At 69.7% G+C, this 20982-nt stretch carries 23 protein-coding genes; 13 read left to right on the top strand and 10 right to left on the bottom strand.

The genetic code is table 11. From position 1 onward, the window contains the following. Positions 1–65 precede the first annotated feature (65 nt). On the top strand, positions 66–1928 hold the full coding sequence (locus tag AB4Z18_RS01890) for a cell wall-binding repeat-containing protein (protein ID WP_441781010.1): 1863 nt from the start codon (positions 66–68) through the stop codon (positions 1926–1928). Between the two features lie 40 nt (positions 1929–1968). Here AB4Z18_RS01890 and AB4Z18_RS01885 read toward each other — a convergent pair whose 3' ends face one another. The 3 genes from AB4Z18_RS01885 to AB4Z18_RS01875 form a co-directional block, all read right to left on the bottom strand. Continuing rightward, entirely contained in the window at positions 1969–2241 is a 273-nt protein-coding gene (locus AB4Z18_RS01885; RefSeq protein WP_441781009.1) for a CsbD family protein, read from the bottom strand. A gap of 120 nt (positions 2242–2361) precedes the next feature. After that, complete coding sequence (locus AB4Z18_RS01880) at positions 2362–2649, bottom strand: DUF5652 family protein (RefSeq protein ID WP_441781008.1); 288 nt, start codon at positions 2647–2649, stop codon at positions 2362–2364. A 94-nt stretch (positions 2650–2743) separates the two neighbouring features. After that, complete coding sequence (locus tag AB4Z18_RS01875) at positions 2744–3025, bottom strand: hypothetical protein (RefSeq protein WP_441781007.1); 282 nt, start codon at positions 3023–3025, stop codon at positions 2744–2746. Between the two features lie 279 nt (positions 3026–3304). On the opposite strand from AB4Z18_RS01875, the gene AB4Z18_RS01870 reads away from it, so the two are divergent. From AB4Z18_RS01870 to AB4Z18_RS01860, 3 genes are all read left to right on the top strand, one after another. Then, on the top strand, positions 3305–4156 hold the full coding sequence (locus AB4Z18_RS01870; RefSeq protein WP_441781006.1) for an SDR family NAD(P)-dependent oxidoreductase: 852 nt from the start codon (positions 3305–3307) through the stop codon (positions 4154–4156). A gap of 84 nt (positions 4157–4240) precedes the next feature. Next, positions 4241–4825: a cyclodeaminase/cyclohydrolase family protein gene (locus AB4Z18_RS01865; RefSeq protein WP_441781005.1), complete on the top strand. Its 585-nt coding sequence runs from the start codon at positions 4241–4243 to the stop codon at positions 4823–4825. Next, positions 4822–5751 carry a bifunctional methylenetetrahydrofolate dehydrogenase/methenyltetrahydrofolate cyclohydrolase gene (locus AB4Z18_RS01860; RefSeq protein ID WP_441781004.1) on the top strand — a complete coding sequence of 310 codons (930 nt, stop codon included), beginning with the start codon at positions 4822–4824 and terminating at the stop codon, positions 5749–5751. The genes AB4Z18_RS01865 and AB4Z18_RS01860 overlap by 4 nt, the downstream gene beginning before the upstream one ends. 48 nt (positions 5752–5799) lie before the next feature. On the opposite strand, the gene AB4Z18_RS01855 is transcribed toward AB4Z18_RS01860, so the two are convergent. From AB4Z18_RS01855 to AB4Z18_RS01830, 6 genes are all read right to left on the bottom strand, one after another. Then, positions 5800–6213 carry a hypothetical protein gene (locus AB4Z18_RS01855; RefSeq protein ID WP_441781003.1) on the bottom strand — a complete coding sequence of 138 codons (414 nt, stop codon included), beginning with the start codon at positions 6211–6213 and terminating at the stop codon, positions 5800–5802. Between the two features lie 252 nt (positions 6214–6465). Then, positions 6466–8736, bottom strand: a complete 2271-nt coding sequence (locus tag AB4Z18_RS01850; protein ID WP_441781002.1) for an FUSC family protein — start codon at positions 8734–8736, stop codon at positions 6466–6468. A 102-nt stretch (positions 8737–8838) separates the two neighbouring features. Next, on the bottom strand, positions 8839–9456 hold the full coding sequence (locus AB4Z18_RS01845; protein ID WP_441781001.1) for a TMEM175 family protein: 618 nt from the start codon (positions 9454–9456) through the stop codon (positions 8839–8841). A 16-nt stretch (positions 9457–9472) separates the two neighbouring features. Next, complete coding sequence (locus AB4Z18_RS01840; RefSeq protein ID WP_441781000.1) at positions 9473–9862, bottom strand: META domain-containing protein; 390 nt, start codon at positions 9860–9862, stop codon at positions 9473–9475. 103 nt (positions 9863–9965) lie between these two features. Further along, positions 9966–10388 (bottom strand): hypothetical protein, encoded by a 423-nt coding sequence (locus tag AB4Z18_RS01835; protein ID WP_441780999.1) that lies wholly within the window; start codon positions 10386–10388, stop codon positions 9966–9968. A gap of 65 nt (positions 10389–10453) precedes the next feature. Then, a complete protein-coding gene (locus tag AB4Z18_RS01830; protein ID WP_441780998.1) occupies positions 10454–11923 on the bottom strand; it encodes an MFS transporter in 1470 nt (489 codons plus the stop codon). Between the two features lie 63 nt (positions 11924–11986). Here AB4Z18_RS01830 and AB4Z18_RS01825 point away from each other — a divergent pair, with 63 nt between their 5' ends. The 8 genes from AB4Z18_RS01825 to AB4Z18_RS01790 all read left to right on the top strand — a co-directional run bounded on the left by AB4Z18_RS01825 (position 11987) and on the right by AB4Z18_RS01790 (position 19372). Further along, complete coding sequence (locus AB4Z18_RS01825) at positions 11987–12628, top strand: TetR/AcrR family transcriptional regulator (protein WP_441780997.1); 642 nt, start codon at positions 11987–11989, stop codon at positions 12626–12628. Between the two features lie 60 nt (positions 12629–12688). Next, a complete protein-coding gene (locus tag AB4Z18_RS01820; protein ID WP_441780996.1) occupies positions 12689–13927 on the top strand; it encodes an ROK family protein in 1239 nt (412 codons plus the stop codon). A gap of 126 nt (positions 13928–14053) precedes the next feature. After that, entirely contained in the window at positions 14054–14992 is a 939-nt protein-coding gene (locus tag AB4Z18_RS01815; protein WP_441780995.1) for an N-acetylglucosamine kinase, read from the top strand. Beyond that, a complete protein-coding gene (locus tag AB4Z18_RS01810) occupies positions 14989–16290 on the top strand; it encodes an extracellular solute-binding protein (RefSeq protein WP_441780994.1) in 1302 nt (433 codons plus the stop codon). The genes AB4Z18_RS01815 and AB4Z18_RS01810 overlap by 4 nt, the downstream gene beginning before the upstream one ends. Beyond that, positions 16287–17246, top strand: a complete 960-nt coding sequence (locus AB4Z18_RS01805) for a carbohydrate ABC transporter permease (RefSeq protein WP_441780993.1) — start codon at positions 16287–16289, stop codon at positions 17244–17246. The genes AB4Z18_RS01810 and AB4Z18_RS01805 overlap by 4 nt, the downstream gene beginning before the upstream one ends. Continuing rightward, on the top strand, positions 17243–18091 hold the full coding sequence (locus AB4Z18_RS01800; protein WP_441780992.1) for a carbohydrate ABC transporter permease: 849 nt from the start codon (positions 17243–17245) through the stop codon (positions 18089–18091). Before AB4Z18_RS01805 ends, AB4Z18_RS01800 begins: the two co-directional genes overlap by 4 nt. Positions 18092–18123: 32 nt before the next feature. Further along, a complete protein-coding gene (locus tag AB4Z18_RS01795; protein ID WP_441780991.1) occupies positions 18124–19155 on the top strand; it encodes an SIS domain-containing protein in 1032 nt (343 codons plus the stop codon). Positions 19156–19213: 58 nt separating this feature from the next. Continuing rightward, complete coding sequence (locus AB4Z18_RS01790) at positions 19214–19372, top strand: hypothetical protein (protein ID WP_441780990.1); 159 nt, start codon at positions 19214–19216, stop codon at positions 19370–19372. Positions 19373–19478: 106 nt separating this feature from the next. Here AB4Z18_RS01790 and AB4Z18_RS01785 read toward each other — a convergent pair whose 3' ends face one another. Next, complete coding sequence (locus tag AB4Z18_RS01785) at positions 19479–19694, bottom strand: hypothetical protein (RefSeq protein WP_441780989.1); 216 nt, start codon at positions 19692–19694, stop codon at positions 19479–19481. 102 nt (positions 19695–19796) lie between these two features. On the opposite strand from AB4Z18_RS01785, the gene mgrA reads away from it, so the two are divergent. Continuing rightward, positions 19797–20834, top strand: coding sequence for an L-glyceraldehyde 3-phosphate reductase (mgrA, locus tag AB4Z18_RS01780; protein WP_441780988.1), 1038 nt, complete (start codon positions 19797–19799; stop codon positions 20832–20834). The last annotated feature ends 148 nt before the right edge of the window (positions 20835–20982 follow it).

Genomic DNA, 20982 nt, shown 5'->3' with positions numbered 1-20982 from the left:
GGTGGCGCAGAGAGCGCTCACCGATGAAGGTGCGCCTCGCCATCGCAGGCGTGATCGCCCTCGCGGTGGGCGTCGCCGTCCCGGCAGGGAGTGCGTCTCCCGCCCGGGCAGATGCCGGATGCGGCGCAGCGTGTACCAACGTCTCATCCAACCCCAGTGTTCTTGCGACCGAGCTCATGCAAGCCCGCGGCGCCGGAAAGCTCACCGAGGCCACCATCACGCACGGCAGCATCTTCGACAACGAGATCGGCCGGATCGCGAACGGGAGCATCGGCAACTTCCCGGAGTGCAACATCGACACCCGAGTTCTCCAGACGCTTGTGGTCACCGTGCGGACCTATACAAAAGTCCAGCTCACGGACCTCAGTCGTTGGTGTGCGCACGACGGCAAGAACACGTGCACGAACGCGCATCCGAGCCCGTGGCACTGTAAACGGCCGGCCGTCGCGATCGATTTCGGGGCGATCAACGGGAACAGGCTGGACGGTTCGAATGCACAAACCTACGACCTTCTCCGCTTGCTTAATTCGTTCGAGCCCCCGAACATGCACGTCGGGCAGGTCCAGTGGCGCCATGCCTCGCTACCGTCGCAAGGACTCACGAACCTCAACAACGAATTCAGTGACTCCAACGACCACCTTCACGTCGACTTCGGGCTTGCCGGAAACGGCCAGCTCCGAGTGACCAACTCCGAAGCCGCTCCTGTCGGAGTCTTCGATTCGGCCTCCAGCCCCTCGGCCGGTGCCCTCGCGGTGACGGGATGGGCCTACGACCCGGACGCTCCGGCGGCGTCGATCCAGATCGAGGTTTGGGTCGATGGAACGCGGCTCGCTCTCGTCTCCGCCAACACGCCCCGACCTGACGTCAACGCCGCACGAGGCGTGCCAGGAAACCACGGCTTCAGTACGACGGTGACCACGACTCCTGGCGTTCACCAGGTGCGAATCAACGCTCTCGACTCGACGACAGGTGCAAGACAAGAACTTGGGGTGCGGTCTGTGACCGTCATCGGCGCCGCGATCGCATCCGGGCGGATCTATGGAGCAACTCGATACGACGGAGCTGCTGACGTATCGAAAGCCGCGTTCCCGACCGGCGCCCCCGTGGCGTACATCGTGAGCGCTGCCAGCCCAGTCGATGCCGGCTACACGGGCGCAGTCGCGGCGAAAGCCGGCGGACCGCTGCTTCTCACCGACGCCGGCGCACTTCCCGGAGCGACTCAGAACGAGCTCAAGCGGCTGAACCCACAACGAGTCGTCTTCGTCGGTGGAGTTACAGCCATCCCGGACGCTCGGCTCACGGATGCGAAGGGGATCCTGCCGACCGCCACCGTTTCCCGGGTGAATGGAGCAGACAGGTTCGAGACGGCACGCAATGCGATCCGGTCGACCTTTACGGCCGCTCCTGTCGTCTTCGTCGTCGATTCCAATTCGTGGACCGACGCAATCGCGGCTGGGAACACCGCTGCGTTCAACGGCGAGCCGGTGATGATCGTCAACGGTCCGACAACGACTGTCGATCCCGCAGATGCAACGCTCCTCCGCGATCTCAAGACGGCGACGATACGCGTGGTCGGCGGTCCCAACTCCGTCTCCGACGCCCTCGTGAGCAGGTTTGCCGCAATCGTGCCGAACACAGCGCGGATCTACGGGGCCGACCGATTCGGAACGGCAGAGATCGTCGCCAAGAACACGTACGGGACCGCTTCGACCGCGTACCTGGTTTCTGGGCTGAACTACCCGGATGGACTCACCGCCTCCGGATTCACCGGCAGAGGGAAGTCTCCGCTGCTTCTGGCCCGCCCGGAGTGCGTCCCCCAGAGCACGCTGCAAGCCATCTATGCCATGCGTGTGACAAAGGTGGTCCTCATCGGAGGGCCCGCGGTGCTCGGCACCGACGTGGCGGCGCTCAAACCCTGCGGTTTGTGATGTGAACCGTGGTCGCGGGGACGGTTCTCCGCGACCACGGCTACTCGAGGTTGGCCCGGTCGGCGCCGTCGTACGGCACGTCCGTGTCGTCGCGGCGGTCGTCGTGCTTGTCCGCGCTGTCCTTCACGTGCGCCTTCACGTCGGCGACCGTGTCCTTGACGCTGCCCTTCGCCTGCTCGGCTTTGCCCTTCACCACGCGCGACTCGTCGTCGGTGATCTTGCCGATGACCTCGTCGACCTTGCCCTTCAGCTTGTCGCCGGTCGCGTCGGCCTTGTCCTCGATACCCATGACGACCTCCTCATCGGTCCGCATCCATTGGTGTGTTCCGTCGCACGGTACCCGGGTCGGAACGGGCGGTTAACCGGTCAGAGCGTCGTGTTTCAGCGATGCAGGGGATGGTAGACCCGCCCGCTTCTCGGGCCGACCCTCGGTTCAGGGCCCGGCAGGGCCTCGAGGTTCGTCCCAATGGCCGCCCTGCTCCGGTTCCCCGGTCGCGGCGAGGATGGCCTCCTCGACCAGACGGGAGCTGGACCGACGGCGGTCGACGGCGAAGAGGTAGACGGCGTCCAGGACGCCGAGTGTGTTCGTCAGCAACAGCGCGACGAACCACGGCTTGCTGTCGTTCCTGGCCGCACGCCAGAGGGATGCGCCTTTCCAGGCGATGCTCCAGGCGATCGCTGCAACGAAGAGCGCGCGTCGGGCCGGAGGGATGTCCGGCATTCGCATTTCGAAGGGGCTTCTGTTGTTTCTCATGGGCCCCATTGGACTGCCGTCGCTCTCTGGCTGGCAAGGGGGCGGATGGTACGGCTGGAGGTTACCCGGCGCCCAGGAAGCCCATCAATGACTGCGCCGCCACGACGATGCCGATCACCAGGGCGCACCCTGCGACCGACGCACCGAAGGCGAACAGGCCGCGGCGGGATCGCCTGCCGGCCACCGTCCGCCCATCGAACGACAGGGCGGAGATCTTGTCGATGTTCGGAGCCACCGTCGCCACGAACGGCTCTTGCGGGTCTTCACGCAGCCCGTACGGCAGCGGCCTCCCGGGTCCGTCGGCTCGGAACATCCCGTCCTCGTCCCCGCGCAGCTCGATCATGATTCCCCTCTCACGGCCGGTAGTCGCGATTCCGGCGTTCGTACAATGCGCGCGCTTGCTGGTCTCCCGAGCGCGATCCGTTGAGCGAACCGCCGACGATCATGAGAACAGCCACCACCCGGCGCGCAACGACGCTCACTGCGTGAGCGATTCGCCTCACCACCTGATTGGACTGCGTCGCCATCGTCCATCTCCCCCGATTGAGTCTGACCATACTCGAACAGTTGGGCCGGAGGCGGTACCTCGACCCATCGTCCAGCGCGGTGTCAGACTGTGCGCATGACTGCCCCCGTACTCCTCATCACCGGCTCGTCGTCGGGCATCGGGCTGGCCTCCGCCGTCGCCGCAGCCCGCCGCGGTTTCCGGGTCGTCGCGACGATGCGCGATCCCGCCAAGTCCGGAGCACTTCTGGACGCCTGCCGCGAGGCCGGGGTCGAGCTCGACATCCAGCGCCTGGATGTGACCGATCGGGAGTCCGTCGCGGCCTGTTTCCGGCACATCCGCGACACCTACGGACGCCTCGACGCCCTCCTGAACAACGCGGGAGCTGGGCACGTGGGAACCGTGGAGCTCGAGAGTCTGGAGGAGATCCGGGCGGTGCTGGAGGTCAACTTCTTCGGGGTCGTGGCCGTGACGCAGTCGGCGCTGCCGCTCCTGCGCGAGAGCCAGGGGCGCCTCGTGACCGTGTCCAGCGTCGGCGGAGTGGTCGGCCAGCCGTTCAACGAGGCGTACTGCGCGGCGAAGTTCGCCGTCGAGGGCTTCCTAGAGTCGCTGACGCCTGTCGCCGCGTCGCTCGGGGTGCAGGTCACCATCGTTGAGCCGGGGGCTGTGAGCACGGAGTTCGTCGCGAACGTCGGGCTGGGCGAGACGCCGGCGGCGTTCGGCACACCCTACGAGGATGCGCTCCGCTCCTACCTCGCACGCACGGCGGGGGCGTTCGACCCCGGCGTGGCACAGGCACCGGAGAGCGTCGCCGAGGTGATCGTCGGTGTGCTGGAGGCGGCAGAACCGCCGGCGCGCATCCAGACCTCGGAGAACGCGTCGCGGTTCGCGGGTGTGAAGCTCGCCGACCTCGACGGGTCCCGGGTGCAGGCGGTCACCTCGGGCTGGGTGGCACCGGCAGGCGCGTAGCCGCAGGCGCGCAGCCGCGGACGCGTAGCCGCATGGCGGCGCCCCGGAATCGGGCACCGCCCGAGCCCGGTACTGTTGTGTTGCGTGAGCGAAAGTGTGTGGGCTGCGCGTGCTGGAGACCTTCTGGAGAGGACGGCGTCCGCAGATCCGACTCCCGGAGGCGGCTCCGTGGCAGCCGTGGTCGGCGCCTTCGGCGTCGGACTCCTGACGATGGCCGTCGCCATCACCGCCGACGGCGAGGGGGTCGGGCGACACCGACCGGCACTCGACGGTCTGCGCGACCGGGTCGCTCGTGCAGCGGATGCGGACACGCGCGACTTCGAAGCCGTGATGTCGGCGTACCGGATGCCCGCCGAGGATGACACGGAGCACGATGCGCGCACGAGGGCCATCGAGCAGGCGAGCATCCCCGCGACCGAGGGGCCGCTCGACCTCGCGGCAGGGCTCCTCGACGCGCTCACGCTGTCCCATGAACTGGAGCCCGGCGTGAAGCGGAACGTCGTCAGCGATGTGCTCGCCGGACGGGACGTGATCGCCGGCGCCGCCCGCGCGGCGCTCCGCACCGCCGACATCAACCTCGCCCAGCTCGAACGCCTCTCCTCCCCCGCAGCGCCCGGACTCCGGGCGCGCAGGGACGAGCTGGCGCAGTCCGTGGAGGATGCCGCATGACCGCAACCGTGCTCAACCCGTCTCCGATCGCGAAGGAGTACCTCGAGGAGGTGCGCCGGGACGTCACCGCCCTCGTGGAGGGCGGCCGCCGGCAGCCGCGCATCCTGGGCCTGCTCGGCCAGGAGGAGGGCCCCGCGGCCACCTACGCGCGCTACGCCCGGCGCGGGTGCGAGGCGGCCGGCATCCAACTCGATGTCGAGCACGTCGAGCCGTCGGAGGTCGAAGCGCGCATCGCCGCGGCGAACATCGATCCGGCCATCGACGGAATCTTCCTCTATTACCCGCTGATGGACCGCGCGAACGACCACTGGCTGCGCGAACTCGTCGACCCCCGCAAGGATGTGGAGGGCATGCACTCGTTCTGGGCGCGGCTGCTCTACGAGAACCAGCGGCACGTGGATGCAGGAGGCGAGCTTCGCGCCATCCTCCCGTGCACGCCGTTGGCGATCATCAAGCTCCTGCAGCACGCAGGCCTTCCGACCGAACGGGTCGGTGACGAGCCGCCGCTCGCGCGGATCACCGCCTGCGTCATCAACCGCAGCGAACTGGTCGGCCGGCCGCTCGCGGCGATGCTCGCGAACGACGGCGCGCTCGTGCACTCGCTCGATGTCGACGGGACGATGACGTTCGAGCCCGCGATCGGGCGACGCGCGTTCGACGTCAGGGACTCCGGACTCGATCGCGCCGCAGCCCTCCGGGATGCGGACGTCGTCATCTCCGCGGTGCCGTCACGGGACTTCGAACTGATCCGCGGCGACGAGATCCGCGAGAACGCGATCTGCGTCGACGTCGCCGAGTTCACGAACTTCGACCCGTCCGTGCTGGAGCGCGCGAGCGTCTTCGTGCCGCGGGTCGGGCCGCTGACCGTCGCGATGGCCGCGCGCAACCTGCCACGCCTGCTCCGGCTCCGCGGCGACCAGTCGTAGACCGAGGTCGACGACCGGGCGCTACGGGAACCGCAGTGCGAAGGAGGCTCAGGCGGCCTGGCGCTGGCGCGGAGCGAGGAGGTCGACCAGCTCGTGCTGGCTGCCGCCCGTGCACACGAAGAACGTGAACTCGGCCGGCGATTCCACCGTGATCGTCAGCGCGACGTTGTCCCAGGCGTGGGCCGGCACCTCGAGGAGGCGGCCCATCTCGAAGGATCGTCGCTCCGCATCCCGCGCCGAGCCCTGAACCGTGAAGAACGCGTCGAGGGCGTCATCGTCAGCGGCGTCGGCCAGCCAGCCGATGATCGGCTCGGCCTGCGCGCTCAGCGGGACGACCTGGAACAGCGCGGGCGCCATCCGGTCGAGGGGGGTGTCCACGTCGATCGTGGGAACGGCGGCCGGACCTCCGACGGAGGTGATCGCGATCCAGCGTCCCGGCTTCACCGCCTCGATGGCAGTCAAAAGGGGACCTTGAATAATGGGGTCGATGTTTCGCAGCATGGAAGCTTCGGGTACTTTCCATAAAAAGCGCAAACGTTGATGTGATGACGCACGGGCATCAGCGTCGACGGTATCGGATGATCGGGTTTTCCATCGCCGATTGCTCGACGACGGTGCATCCCCCCATTGGTTCGGGGCCGCTGGGGTTGGTACGACAATACCGTTCTGTCCACCAAAGTGCGGACCCCAACTCGGGGGTCAAAATGGGGGCGTTCAGGTGTCGGCGGGCGCCCCGGGCGCCACGATCGCGGCTTCCAGACGGCGGACGACTTCGAGGTAATCCGCCGTCCAGATGATGCGCACGGCGGTGGCGGTCGGCGTCATGTCACCCGCTTCGCCGAGCACGGCGGCCGCCAGCACGCCGTTGGCGGACGGGTCTGCGCCGGCAGGGCCCGGCAGGTCCTCGCGTGCGACGAGCGCGGTCGTCAGCCCGCTGTACCAGGACACGAGCCGTTCCACCCGGCCGTCGAGGGCCTCCCGAGCGGCGCTCCGGTCGCCGTCGCCGGCTGCCTGCCCGCGCCAGAGCTCCACGATGGCGTCGGCGGCGAGGCGCACGCCGGCGACCCCCGTGATCAGCGCCGACACCTCGGCGAGCGGACGCTGCTTCGACCCGCGCTCGGTCAGGTAGGTGCGGAACGCGTCATCGAGCCGACGGGAGGCCGCAGCGGCCCGCATCGACTGCTGCCTGGGCTCGGGACGGTCGGATGCCGTCTCGTCGCAGCGCGTCATCCCGTAGTCCACCGCGGCGCGCAGGTAGTCGACGCTGGCCAGGTAGGCGTCGCCGATCGCGGAGCGCAGCGACGCCGACGCGCCGCGCGGCCAGAACAGTGCGCCGACGCCCAGGCTCACCGCGCAGCCGAGCGCCACATCCTCGATCCGGATCAGGCCGACGGTCCAGCCGGTCGGCGCGATCACGTTGAACAGCAGGACGATGACGATGGTGAACGCCGCCTGGCCGGCCGCGAACGAGATCGCCGCGGGCGCGACACCGGCGACGAGGATCGCGAGCGGCAGCACCAGCCACAGCACGACAGGATGCGCCCCGATGACGAACAGCGCCGCAGCCCCGACGACCACACCTACCACCGTGCCCACGACACCGCGCAGAGCGGTCTGTCCGGTGCTCAGAGCACTCGACCGGAGCACCGACATCGTGCCCAGCACCACCCAGAAAGAGTGCTGGACGCCGGTGAGCTTCGCCACCAGGACGGCGATCCCGAGGCCGATGCCGCCGCGGATGCTGTTTCGCAGCCACACCGACGTCTTGCCGACGAAGCCGGTGGCCCGCTCGGTCGCGGCGGCGAGCGGGCCGCTCAGTCCGCCCGGCTGCCGACCCAGCATCCGCTGCCACCAGGTCCGGCGTTCCGCGCGGGCGGTGAGGACGATGTTGCCGGCGACGGTCGCCACGGCGTACGCGAGCTCCTGCGCCCGGAAGCCCGGGCCGAGGGCCGCCGCGAACTGCTCGGCGGCGCCGAGGCCGACGAGGCCAGAGGGCATGGGCGCCGGGGCGAGGGTCACGACCTCCACCCTGCTGCGCTCATCGGCGAGACGGCCGAGCGCGGCCTCCACCGCCGCCGGGTCGCCGCCGTGCTGCGCGAGGAGCGCGGCGCCCTCCTCCAGCACATCCGCCGCGGTGGCGCCCAGGCTCCAGGCGGCCGAATCCGCCGCAGACGGAGAGCCCGCCGCGGCGGGAGAGCCCGAGTCCGACGCTGCAGCCGCCCCGCGCCCGTGCCGGAGGAACTGGCCGATCACCGCATCCAGCCAAGTCAGCTCGTCGACCAGCCGGACGACGGTGCGCGCCGGAGCGCTCAGGCCGGTGGGACGGTAGGGCGTTGCGAGGAACACCCGCTGCAGCGCCGCTACGGCGGCATCGCCTCCGGGATCCGCCGCCGCCGGTTCAGCGGACGAGGCAGGGTCGACAGCGGTGCGGAGACGGGCGGCCAGCGCGCGGCACGCCTCCACCGCCGGACCGCGCAGCGGCTCCCGCACAGGCGCGGGCCAGAGCACGGAGATGGCCAGGACGCTGACCACCGTGGCGAGACCCCAGCCGAGCAGCCGCGGACCGATGGATGCGGCCGTGCCGGACAAGGTCACCGGGAGGATGAAGGCGAGCAGGAGGGACGTGGACGCCGACGCGATCACCGAACTGACCGACCCTGCGAAGAGCACACCGAACGCCACGACGGCCATCGCGACCGCCGACAGCCACACCGGCGAGGACGCCAACGTCCCCAGGGTGACGAGCGCGGCTCCTGCCACCGCGAGCGCCAGTTGGGCCTGGATGCGCTCCCTCAGCGGCCCGCTGAAGTCGACGAACAGCAACATGGCGAACGACCCGAAGGCCCCGAACAGCGCGACCTCGGGATTCCGCAGCACCTGGCTGCCGACCAGGAACAGCAATGGCACGACGATCGCCGCGCGTCCGGCCCGGCGCAGGGCGCTGAAACCGGGGTCGTGCCGGCCGAGCCAGGTCACCACCCGCACGCAGCCTCCTCCCCGTGAGCGCGGCATCGCGGGGATCCGACGCCGCGAGGCCCAGAGTACGCACGCCAGACTAGCTGTCCGCGGCCCGGCGCAGGAGGGGCGCTAGCCGGCCGGTCGCGGCTCCCGCTCGGACGCCCCGGTCTGGTTGAACAGGTAGTACAGGCTCAGCGCGGCGGCCGCGAGCAGCATCGCGGGAGCGCTCACCAGCCCGACGAGGGTGATCACCGGGTAGAGCACGGTGCCGGCGCCGAAGCGCAGCATCGAGCGCTTGCGCGCCGCCGCATCCATCTCCCCCGTCGTGACGAGCACAGCCGAGATGCGGCCGTACAGCAGGGTGAACATGACGGCCATCCCGGTCATCGCTCCGCCGTACAGGACGGCGGCGACGCGGATATCCGCTGCATCCCCGTCCGCGAGAGCCCCGGCGAGTGTGGCCGTCGTGAACGGGATGGTCGTGACGAACATGAGGAGCATCAGGTTCCAGAACAGCAGCATCCGGTCCACCACCTCCACCAGACGCACGACCGCGTGATGGTTGACCCAGATCACCCCGATCACCAGGAAGCTGACCACGTAGGCGGCGAACGACGGCCAGGCGGCCAGCAGCCGCGCGAGGAGTCCCCCGGGCTCCCCCGGTTCGACGCGGAGATCGAGGACCAGCAGCGTGATCGCGACCGCGAGGACGCCGTCGCTGAAAGCCTCGAGCCGCGTCTTGGACATCGTGGTCACCCCCTCATCAGCGGTCGAGGACTCCGATCTGCGTCCCGGCCGAGTCGTAGACGTTCAGGGTGTCGCCGTCCGTCCGGGCGCTCGCCGCCTTGCCGAGCCACGCATCCACGCCCTCACACGCCATCTGCGTGGTCGCCAGCTTGCTGAAGGTGATCGCGTTCTTCGACTCGGTCCAGGTGCCGGTCAGCGAGTTGCAGCCGTCGTTGCCGGAGAGCTGGCCGCCGTCCTTCAGATCGAGGGTGGTCCCGGACGGGTGGTCGGAGGTCCAGGTCCCGGTGAAGTTCGAGGGATTGGGCGACGAGCAGCCCGCCAACGCCGCGATCAGGAGGCCACCTGAGGCCATCGCCACCAGTCGACGGGCGGTGCGTCCGCGCCTGTCTGCCGTCATCGCATCCATCGACGACCCCCTCGTCTGCTCGCCGGCCGGACCGTGCTGCGGCCGATCTGGGCCACAGTATGGGCGCGGTCAGGGGATGCGCGCTAGCCCGTCCCTGCGGGGCTCAGGACGCGAGCGCCAGCTGCCGGAACCGGATGACGGACGAGTCTTCCCGTCCGTCCGCACGGTCGTAGGCGGCGCGGATCGGGTTCACCGCGCGGCCGTTGGGGAGCACGACCTCCAGCCCCGCGTCCTCCGGCGCGCCGCGGCGGTGGGCGGTGCGGGACCAGTGGCCGCCGTCCGTCCGCACCAGGATCTCGCCGATCAGGCAGCCCAGGCTCTGCAGCGTGAACTCGTCCCCGACGAAGCCGTCGTCGCCGGCGAGGTCGGTGAACAGACGCTCGACGTAGACCAGGTCCTCGGGGGCGTAGGTCACGGTGTGGCCGTAGATGTCGCGGATCCCGCCCGCCATGGCGCCCGCGAGCAGCGAACCGACAGCGGGGTCGGGCCGCCGCCGGCGCGTCGCTTCGCGAGTGAACGGGAACATGCCACCCACGGTAGGCCCACGCGTCAAGGCCGGGCTCGCCCCACTTCGAGTGGCCCCCGGAGCGGTCACCCCGCATCCCCACGCCGAGCCCGCACGAAGCCGAACGCGACCAGCGCACCGGCGGCGGCGGTGAGCGCGAGGCCGGCCACGGTGACGGCCGTACGGAACTCGCCGGTCTGCTGCGCCGACCACCCCGCGTGTGCGAGGTCACCCACGAACAGCGCGGCCAGGATGGTGCCGGCGACGGCGAGACCGACCCCGGAGGCGACCTCGGAAGCCGTGTCGGTGAGGGCCGCCCCCGTGGTGGTCCTGCTCTCCGGCAGTCCCCGCAGAACGTTGGTCCCGGCCACCACTCCGACCACCCGGATGCCCGCCGCCACGAGCGCGAGCGCGAGGGCGATCCAGACATAGCCGAGCCGGCCCAGCGTGGCGTAGACCGCGAGGCCCGCGACCACGGCGACAGCGCTCATCCCCGCCGCACGTTCGAGCCCCACCTTCCGCACGAAGGGGCCGATCACCGCTCCGCCCGCGATCAGCACGACGACCTGCGGCAGCATCCCGACGGCGGCGAGCGCAGGCGGCCACCCCCAGTCCACCTGGAGTTGCAGAGTGACCAGGTACGCGAGCCCGGCGGTTGCGAGAGAGGCGGCAGCCTTGAACGCCAGCCCGCTTGCGACGAGGGGATGCGCGAGCAGCGCGAGGTCGAGGAGCGGATGACGCGCCGATCGCTCGCGGAGCACGAACAGCACGCCCGACGCCAGCGCGAGGCAGACGACGACCCATGGCTCCCAGGAGAGAGCGCCGGCCTCCACGAACACCGTCGGGGCGATCAGCGCGAGCACGATCGTGACCGTGCCGAGCGCGGCGCCGGCGAAGTCGACCGGGTCGCGGTGGAGTCCGGACGGGTCGTCCGCCGGGATGCCGAAGCGCACGCCGACGATTGCCAGCGCCGCGATCGGTACGTTCACCAGCAGCAGCACCTGCCACGGCGCGACGGCGAGAACGAGGCCTCCGACGGTCGGTCCGATCGCCAGTCCGACCAGTCCGACCGTCGAGATGAGGGTCATCGCTTTCACCCGGAGCTCGTCGGCGGCGAACAACCGGAAGGCGAGGGCCATCGAGCCGGGAGTGGTCATCGCCGCGGCCACGCCCATGGCGACACGGACGGCGATGAGCTCCTCGGCGGTCGTCACGAAAGCCGTCGCAAGGCTCGCGAGCCCCAGCAGCACGAGGCCCACCAGCATCACGCGTCGACGGCCGTACCGGTCGGCGATCGCGCCGAAGGCCAGCATCGACCCGCCGAAGACGACGGCGTACGCACCGGTCACCCACTGCAGTCCCGTCGTCGACGCGTGCAACTCGCGGCCGATGGTCGGCAGCGCGACGTTGAGGATGGAGTTGTCGAGCATCTCGAAGAGGAAGACGGCGGAGAGCCCGGCGAGCGCGATCCACGCCTCCCCCAGGGAAGCCGGGGTGCGGCGCGCGGACGACGCCGTCGGGTCGGGGATGATGGGAGCGGTTCGTTCGGCGGACATGAATGTAGATTATGTCACTAAACTTAGTCGCACAACCCTTACGCGAGAGGGAATCGGGAGAGCATGCCCAGGACAAGTGAACGCGGCGGCCCGGAGACGCGCGCCCGCATCGCCGGGATCGCGTCAGGACTGTTCGTGCAGCACGGGTTCGACGCCGTGACGGTCGCCGATGTCGCCCGCGCAGCCGGCGTCTCCAGCGTCACCGTCTTCAAACACTTCCCCCGAAAAGAGGACCTCTACCTCGACCGCTCCGCCGATGCGGAAGAGCTGCTCCGCGCGGCCGTCCGCGACCGCCCAGACGGGATGGATGTGCTCGACTCGCTGCGGGTGACAGCGCTTCGCCTGCTAGAGGAGCGGCATCCCCTCTCCGGCATCGACGAACGCTCCATCCCCTTCTTCCGCACCGTCGCCGGTTCTCCCGCGCTCACGGCCCGCGCCCGGGAGCTCGGCGCCGAGCTGAGGGGGACGCTCAAAAGCGAGCTCGCGGACGACCCGGCGTTCGAGGGCGATGCCGCGCTGCTCGCCGCCCTCTTCACGGCCGGGTACGAGACCATGCTGGTGCACGCCGCGCGTCGCCTCGTCGCCGGCGATCCCGCGGAATCGCTCGAAGCCGACCAGCGAGCGCGGCTCGATGACCTGTTCGACGTGCTGCGCGGCGGTTTCGGGGCGGCCGGATCGGACAACCGGATCCGTCCACTGCGATAGTAAAGTTTCCCCAGGCCGCTCCGGCGGCCGACTGCACACGGCACGGATGAGGAGGCGCCGGTGGCGAAACGGACGCGGGCGACCGCCACGACGAGCACGCTCGCGCGCGTCAACCAGACGGCGATCATCGAGGCACTGCGCGAATCCGGCGCCCTCTCACGCCAGCAGCTCGGCGTGAAGACCGGCCTCAGCCCTGCCACCATCAACCGGCTCACCGCATCCCTCATCGAGGACGGCCTGGTGGTCGCCGCGGGGCAGGAGCCGTCGACCGGCGGCCGGCCCTCGGTGCTGCTGCGGTACGCCGGGAGTTCGCGCCTCGTCGCGGCGATCCAGCTGCGCGCCGAGACGGTCACCGGCATCCTCGTCGACTTCGACGGCAAGGTCGTCTTCCGGCGGTCGGTCCCCCTGGGGCCGCGGACCGCCGACGAGGGCACGACCGGCGCCGGTGGCGCTGCTGCGCAGCGCGCGCCCGACCAGGACCGCGAACTCCGCAAGGTGTTCCGGCTGTTCGACGACCTCATCGCGACGGCCGACTCGATGGGCACCCCCTGCCTCGCCGTCGGCATCGCCGTGCCCGGTGTCGTTCAGCAGCCGGAAGGCGTGGTCGGCACCATGCCCGAATTCGGCTGGACCGGTGTGCCGTTCGGGACGCTGCTCCGGGAGCGTACGCACCTTCCGGTGGTCGTCGAGAACGACGCCAACGCGCTCGCCTACGGCGAACTGCACACGGGTGCCGGCCGCGGGCTCTCGAGCCTCGTGGCGCTGTTCCTGGAGAACGGGCTCGGCGCCGGCATCGTCGCCAACGGCGAGCTGCACCGAGGCGCCCGGGCGGAGGCCGGGGAGATCGGCTACCTGCTGATGGAACGGTCGTCGCTGGAGCGCTCGTACGACGCGCGCGGCGACCTCGAGGACCGCATCGGCTCGCTCGCGTTGACGCAGCGAGCGCGAGAGCGGGGGATGCCCATCCCGGCTACCGGATCCCTCACGGCGGAGGATGTGTTCGAGCTGGCACGCGACGGCAACCCCGACGCCAAGGAGCTCGCCGACGAGATCCTCGACATGGTGGCGATCGCGGTCGCCGCGCTCGTGATCGTGCTCGATCCGGAGCTCGTCGTCGTCGGCAGCAGCTTCGTCGGCAGCTCCGACACGGTCATCCCCGGTATTCAGGAGCGGCTGCGCGGCCGCATCATCCGCGTCCCCCGCATCGAGCCGGCCACCCATCGTGAGGATGCGGTGCTGCTGGGCGCGGCGGAACTCGCCGCCGCCGAGGTCAACGGCTTCGCCTACCTCGCGTTCTGAGGCACTCATCCCCGCGTGGGGCGGTGCTCTTGACAGGTGCCGCGAGCGGGCTCTAGGTTTGGCGTACTTCTTCTCACTCCGATAGGAAAGAAGAAGCCTTCCCTACAGCGACGCAGAGGAGCAGACGTGATCGTCGGAATCGACATCGGCGGCACCAAGACGCACCTGTGCGTCGAGGACGACGCCGGCGCCGCGCTCCTCGACCGGTCGGTGAAGACCGCCGACTGGCAGCACGGCGGCGACCTCCACGCGGAGGACAACGTGCGCGGCCTCCTCGCCCTGCTCGCTGATGTGCCCGGCGCGGCCACCGCTCCCCTCGTCGTCGGCGCCCACGGCCTCGACAGCGAGGCGCAGACCCTCGCCTTCTCGGAGACCCTCGCGCAACTCCACGACGGCCCCGCCCTCGCGGTCAACGATGTCGAGCTGGTCGGCCCCGCCGCCGGCTTCGACGAAGCGATCGCGGTCATCGCCGGCACCGGCAGCAAGGTCGTCGGCCGCCGCGCTGACGGGACGCTGGTGAGCGCAGGCGGCTACGGCTACATCCTGAACGACCCGGGAAGTGCGCCGGCGCTGGTCCGCGACGCCGTCCGCACCCTCTTCGACGCGGTGGATGAGGACGAGCCGCGCGATGCCCTGGCCGACGCCCTGTACGCGCACTTCGGGGTACACGAGATCGTCGGCCTCTCGAACGCGCTCACGGTGCGGCCCCGGGTCACGGTGTGGGGCGCCGCCGCACCGCTCGTCTTCGCCGCCGCCGAGGCGGGAAGCGCCCGAGCGGCCCGGGTGATCGACGCCGCAGCGGACGAACTCGCGCGCAGCGTCGAACTCGTTTACCGGCGCGGGGCCGCAGGCACCGACGTCGTCTGCGCGGGCGGCGTGATCAGCCACCAGCCGCGGCTCTTCGACGCGCTCGGCGAGCGCCTCCGCGCCCGCGGGCTCACCCACTCCATCCACCTGCTGGACGTCCCGCCGGTACGCGGCGCGCTCGCGCTCGCCCGGCGGCTCACGGAGGCGGCCACCGCTGTCCCCTTCGCACCAACAACACCATCACGGAGGAAGTCATGAGAATCACATCCACCGGGCGCCGCCGCGGGCTCGCGGGCCTCGCGCTCGCGGCGACCGCTGCTCTCGCGCTCAGCGCGTGCAGCGTCACCGGCGCCGGCAGCTCGTCGGGAGGCGAGGGCGACGGCACCGGGACCATCAACGCCCTGTTCATGAAGCAGGCGGGCTACTCGGAGTCGGACGTCAACGCCATGATCAAGTCCTTCGAGGCGAAGAACCCGAAGATCACCGTCAAGCCGACCTTCGTCGCGTACGAGGCGCTGCACGACAAGATCGTCACCTCGGCCCCCGCCGGCACCTACGACGTGGTCCACCTCGACGTGATCTGGCCGGCCGAGTTCGCATCCAAGGGCATCATCACGGATGTGACCAAGCGCTTCCCCGACTCGTGGAAGAGCGACATGCTCGGCGGCGCGCTCTCCAGCGCCGAGTACAAGGGCAAGTACTACGGAGTGCCGTGGGGACCCTCCACGAAGCTGTTCTTCTACAACAAGGACATGCTCGCCAAGGTGGGCGCCTCGGCCGACGACGTGAAGACCTGGGACGGCGTCCTCGCCGTCGCGAAGAAGCTGAAGGATGCGGGCGTCGTGCAGTATCCGATCGCTTGGAGCTGGTCGCAGGCGGAAGCGCTGGTCTGCGACTACGCCGAACTGCTCGGCGCTTACGGTGGACAGTTCACCGACTCCAGCGGCAAGCTCGCCATCAACAAGGGCGCGGGCGTGCAGGCGCTCGAGTTCATGAAGAAGTCGCTGGATGAGGGGCTCACCGACCCGGCGTCGACCACCTTCCTCGAAGACGACACCGACAAGTCCATGGCCTCCGGCAAGACGGCGATGGAGCTGAACTGGGAGTCGACCTTCCGCGACCAGAACGACCCGTCGATCTCGAAGGTCGTCGGCCAGATCGCCGTCACCCCGCCACCGGCGGGACCGAACGGCGACAACCCGGGCGTCAACGGCTCGATGGCCCTCTCCATCGGAGCCAAGTCGAAGCACCAGCTGGCCGCGTGGAAGTTCGTCGAGTACATGACGAGCGAGGCCGTGCAGGACAAGTACGTGAAGAGCTCGATGACGAACTGGAAGTCGAGCTACACCAAGGAGGACATCACCAAGACCAACCCCGAGGTCTTCGCGGCCGCCGGCAAGGCGTACGACTCGATGATCCTGCGGCCGCCGGTTGCGAACTACAACTCGGTCTCGCAGGAGATCCAGGTGGAGCTGCAGAACGCGCTGCTCGGCAAGAAGTCCCCGCAGCAGGCCCTCGACGACGCGGTCAAGGCCGCGAACGAGACCCTCGGATGACCGGCGTGTCGGTCGCCGGAGTCGAGACGGAGCGACGCACCCCCACCACCGAGGGTCGCCGTAACCGCCGCAAGCGCGACAACCAGGGGAGGCTCGCCTTCTGGCTGCTGCTCCCGGCCGCGCTCGCGGTGTTCGGGGTGATCGTCTACCCCATCCTCCGCACCCTCCTCATCTCGTTCTTCGAGGTGAATTCGGCCCTGGCGACCGACACCCCGTTCGTCGGCCTGCAGAACTACGTCGACGTCCTCACCTCGTCCGGGTTCTGGGCGGCGATGGGACGGACGCTGTACTTCACGCTCGTCTCCACCGCCCTGGAGCTGGTCTTCGGCCTGATCGTCGCGGGGCTGCTGAACGCCAAGCTGCGGGCGCGCTGGCTGTTCCGCGCGATCGTCATCATCCCGTGGGCGATCCCCACCATCGTCAACGCGGCGATGTGGAAGGGCATCTTCAACGCGCAGTACGGGTCGCTCAACGCCGCGCTCACGCAACTCGGCATCATCGATCAGTACCAGGCGTGGCTCGGCGACCCGACGCTTGCCCTCAACATGGTGATCATCGCCGATGTGTGGAAGACCACCCCGCTGGTCGCGTTCTTCCTGCTCGCCGGACTCGCGTCCATCCCCACCGAGATGTACGAGGCGGCGAAAGTGGACCGGGCGAGCTGGCCGCGGATCTTCCGCTCGATCGTGCTGCCGATGCTGGTGCCGTCGATCTCGATCGTGCTGGTGCTGCGCACGGTGGAGGCGTTCAAGGTGTTCGACATCATCTACGCGATGACCCGCGGCGGGCCCGTGAACGGCACCCAGACAGTTGCGTACTACGCGTACACGACCGCCTTCTCCGACCAGAACTTCGGCGTCGGGGCTGCGCTGTCGTACATCATCGTGCTGGTCATCCTGGTGCTGACCTTCATCTACCTCCGCATGCTGCGCCGATCCGAGATGAGCCTGCTGTGAAACGGACCACCCGCAACTCGATCCTCATCCACGCGGCCGCGGTGGTCGTCTCGATCATCATCCTGCTGCCGTTCGGGTGGATGGTGGTCGCCAGCGTCACGCCGCAGCGCATCCTCATCTCCACACCGCTGCAGTGGATCCCGGACACGCTCGACTGGAGCCGGTACGAGCTGATCTTCCGCGGCGGCGGAGAGAGCGTCGGGGCGACCTTCCGCGCGGCGCTCGCCAACACCACCATCGTCGCCGTCGGGACCGTCGCCGTCTCGATGGTCGTCGGCATCCTGGGCGCGTACGCGTTCGCGCGGCTGCGGTTCCGCTTCCGTCAGGCGGTGCTCATCCTGTTCCTGGCCACGTACATGCTGCCGCAGATCGCACTGCTGATCCCGCTGTACCTCATCCTGAACTCGCTCGGCCTCCTCGACAGTGTGATCGGCCTCATCATCGTGGACTGCTCGCTGGTCGTGCCGTTCGTGCTGTGGATCCTCAGCAACTACTTCCTGACGATCCCGGAGGAGCTGGAGGAGGCCGCGCGCATCGACGGCGCCACCCGGCTCGGCGCGCTGTTCCGCGTCGTCCTCCCGGCCGCCCGGCCCGGCATCTTCGCGGCCATCATGTTCGCGTTCCTGCTGGCGTGGGACGAGTTCATGTACGCGCTGATCTTCACCTCGTCGAACGCGGCGAAGACGCTGCCGGTCGCGATCAGCGAGTTCGCCGGCCGATACACCACCGACTTCGGCCTCGTCGCGGCGGGCGGCATCCTCGCGGCAATCCCGCCGATCGTCGTCGCCCTGATCTTCCAGCGCTACGTCGTCAGCGGCATGGCCGCGGGCGCCGTCAAAGGCTGACCGACCACCCCTCCCCTCACAGAAGGATCTCCATGGAACCCACAGCCTCATTCGTCGACGCCATGCGCGCTCAGCCCGAGAACCTCGCCCTCGCCCACGAGACGCTGCTGCGCGACCTCGCCGCCGCCTCGCTGCCGCGCTGGGGCGCCGACGACAGCGTCGCGGTCGTCGCGATGGGGGCATCCCTGAACTCGTCGCACACACTGGTCGCCGCTCTCGGGGCCGCCGGTCGGCCGGCCGCCGCCTACGTCGCGTCGGACGTCGCCGACGGGCTGCAGCGGGTGCGCGCCGACCACAGCATCGTCGTCTCCGAGTCGGGTCGCAGCCCCGAGCCGCTCGCGGCAGCGCGCACGCTCGCTGAGGGCACGCGCATCGGACTCAGCAACTTCCCCGCCCAGCCGATCAAGGACGAGGTGGATGCGGTGCTCGGCTTCGGCGGCTTCCCCGACTCCCCCGTGTACACCAGCGGGTTCACCGCGACGATCCTGGCCTACGCGCTGCTGCTCGACCGTGTCGGTGCCCTCGATTCGGGCGCGGAGGGCGCGCGCATCCCGTCGCGGGCCGCCGACGCGCTGCGGGACTACGCCGACGCGGCGGAGACGGTCGGCCGCGTGCTCGCGGCGGCGAAGACCATCGACGTCGTCGGCCGGGGCGGCTCGCTGACCGCGGCGGCCGAGCTCTCGCTCATGGTGCGGGAGGGACTGCGCACGCCGAGTGCGGCGTTCGAGACGTTCCAGTACCTGCACGGGCCGATGGAGGTGCTGTCGGACGACGACGCCCTCGTGATCTTCGGGGACGGGCGCGAGCTCAGCATCCCCTCGTCGGTGCTGGATGCGGGAGTACCGGTCGTGCTCGTGACGGCCGCCGACGAGTCGACGGTCCCGGGAGCCGGCCACGCGAACCTCACGATCGTGCAACTCCCGGCGGGGCTGGGCGTCTTCGAGCGCGCGGTCGTCGAGACCGTGATCGGACAGTTGGCGATCGCCGCGGCCATCGAGCACAAGCCGTATCCGCTGGAGGTGTTCCTGTACCACCAGGACGACACCAAGCTGCCGGTGCGCTAGGCACGCCCGAGATGCCGAGCCTGTTGACGAGACGGCTCAGCGGGAGTCAGATGAAGGCATGATAGCTCTCATTGTGATTCTGCTGGTGATCTGGCTGGTCCTCGCCATCCTCGGCTTCGCCATCAAGGGGCTGCTGTGGCTCGCCATCATCGGCCTGGTGTTCTTCGTGATCACCGCGATCGTCGGCTGGATGAGGAGAGGCGCCAACCGGACCTGATCACTCCTTCGACCGCAGCGGCGGCCGTGCTCGTTTCGAGCGCGGCCGCCGCTGTCGTGTTCGGGGGCACGGAGGGGCGGACAACGCAGACGACCGGCGAGGTCGGTCAGGGCTGCTCTTCGTCGGCGAGCGCGTCCGTCTGCAGGGTGTCGGCGTTCTCCTCGTCGGCCGGGAGCTCCGGAGTGGGATCGAACGCTCCTCCCGAGGGCGCCTGGCCTGCGGCCGTCGGCTGGTCGTGCGCGGGGGTGTCGGACGGTGCGGGGGCGCCCTGCGGAGCGCCCGGCGCCGTGGAGTCGTCGCTGGGGGTCAGTTCGTCGGTCATGGCACCAGTCACGCCCCGACCGGCGGATGTAGCAAGGGGGTCGATGAATCCGATCACCCGCAGCGGTTGGACTTCCCACGGCGTTGGGACGAATGTGGAGACATGGCCTACGTTGCGAACCCCTCCCGCTATGACGACATGATCTACCGCCGCACCGGACGCAGCGGCCTCGACCTGCCCGCGCTGTCCCTGGGCCTCTGGCACAACTTCGGCGACGACCGGCCGTTCGAGACGCAGCGGGCGATCGTGCGGCGGGCGTTCGATCTGGGGATCACCCACTTCGACCTGGCCAACAACTACGGCCCGCCCTACGGCGCCGCCGAGATCAACTTCGGCCGCATCCTCACCGAAGACCTGGCGCCGTACCGCGACGAGATCATCGTGTCGAGCAAGGCCGGCTGGGACATGTGGCCGGGCCCGTACGGCCAGGGAGGCGGCGGCCGCAAGTACATGCTCGCCAGCCTCGACCAGTCGCTGAAGCGCCTCGGCCTCGACTACGTCGACATCTTCTACTCGCACCGGCCCGACCCCTCGACGCCGCTGGAGGAGACCATGCAGGCGCTCGACACCGCGGTCCGCTCAGGAAAGGCGCTCTACGTCGGCATCTCCTCCTACAGCCCGGAGGAGACCAGGCGAGTCGCCGAGATCCTGAAGGACCTCGGCACGCCGCTTCTCATCCATCAGCCGTCGTACTCGATGCTGAACCGCTGGATCGAGACGGAGGGACTGCTCGACACCGTGGACGAGCTCGGCGTCGGCGTCATCGGCTTCACTCCGCTGGCTCAGGGGATGCTGACCGACAAGTACCTCGAGGGCGTGCCCGAGGGGTCGCGGGCCAGCAGGGGCGACTCCTTCGACACCGGCTGGCTCACCGACGGGGCGATCGGGCACCTGCGGGCCCTGAACGACATCGCCGGCGCGCGAGGCCAGACGCTCGCGCAGCTCGCCCTGGCGTGGGCGCTGCGCGACGACCGCGTCACCTCCCTCGTCATCGGAGCGAGCAGCGTCGGCCAGCTGGAGCAGAACGTCGCCGCGCTGGGCGCGACGTCGTTCACGGATGCCGAGCTGGCTGCGATCGACGAGCACGCCGTCGACGCCGGCGTGGACTTGTGGGCCGGCGCCCGGCGCGGCGAGGTGTGAGCGGCCGCGGCTACCACTTCCGCTGACGGCCGTCATCCCCTGCCGCCTTTCGGTGCGCCCGCTTAGCGTTGAGAATGAGCACGCTGGATGTGACGACGGCGCCGCACGGCGCCGGAGTGTTCCCGGCGTGTGTGGGGCGGATCCCGGG

This window comes from Leifsonia sp. 2TAF2 (genome assembly GCF_052115085.1).
Lineage (GTDB): Bacteria > Actinomycetota > Actinomycetes > Actinomycetales > Microbacteriaceae > Leifsonia.
This window is presented reverse-complemented; position numbering and strand designations above follow the sequence as displayed.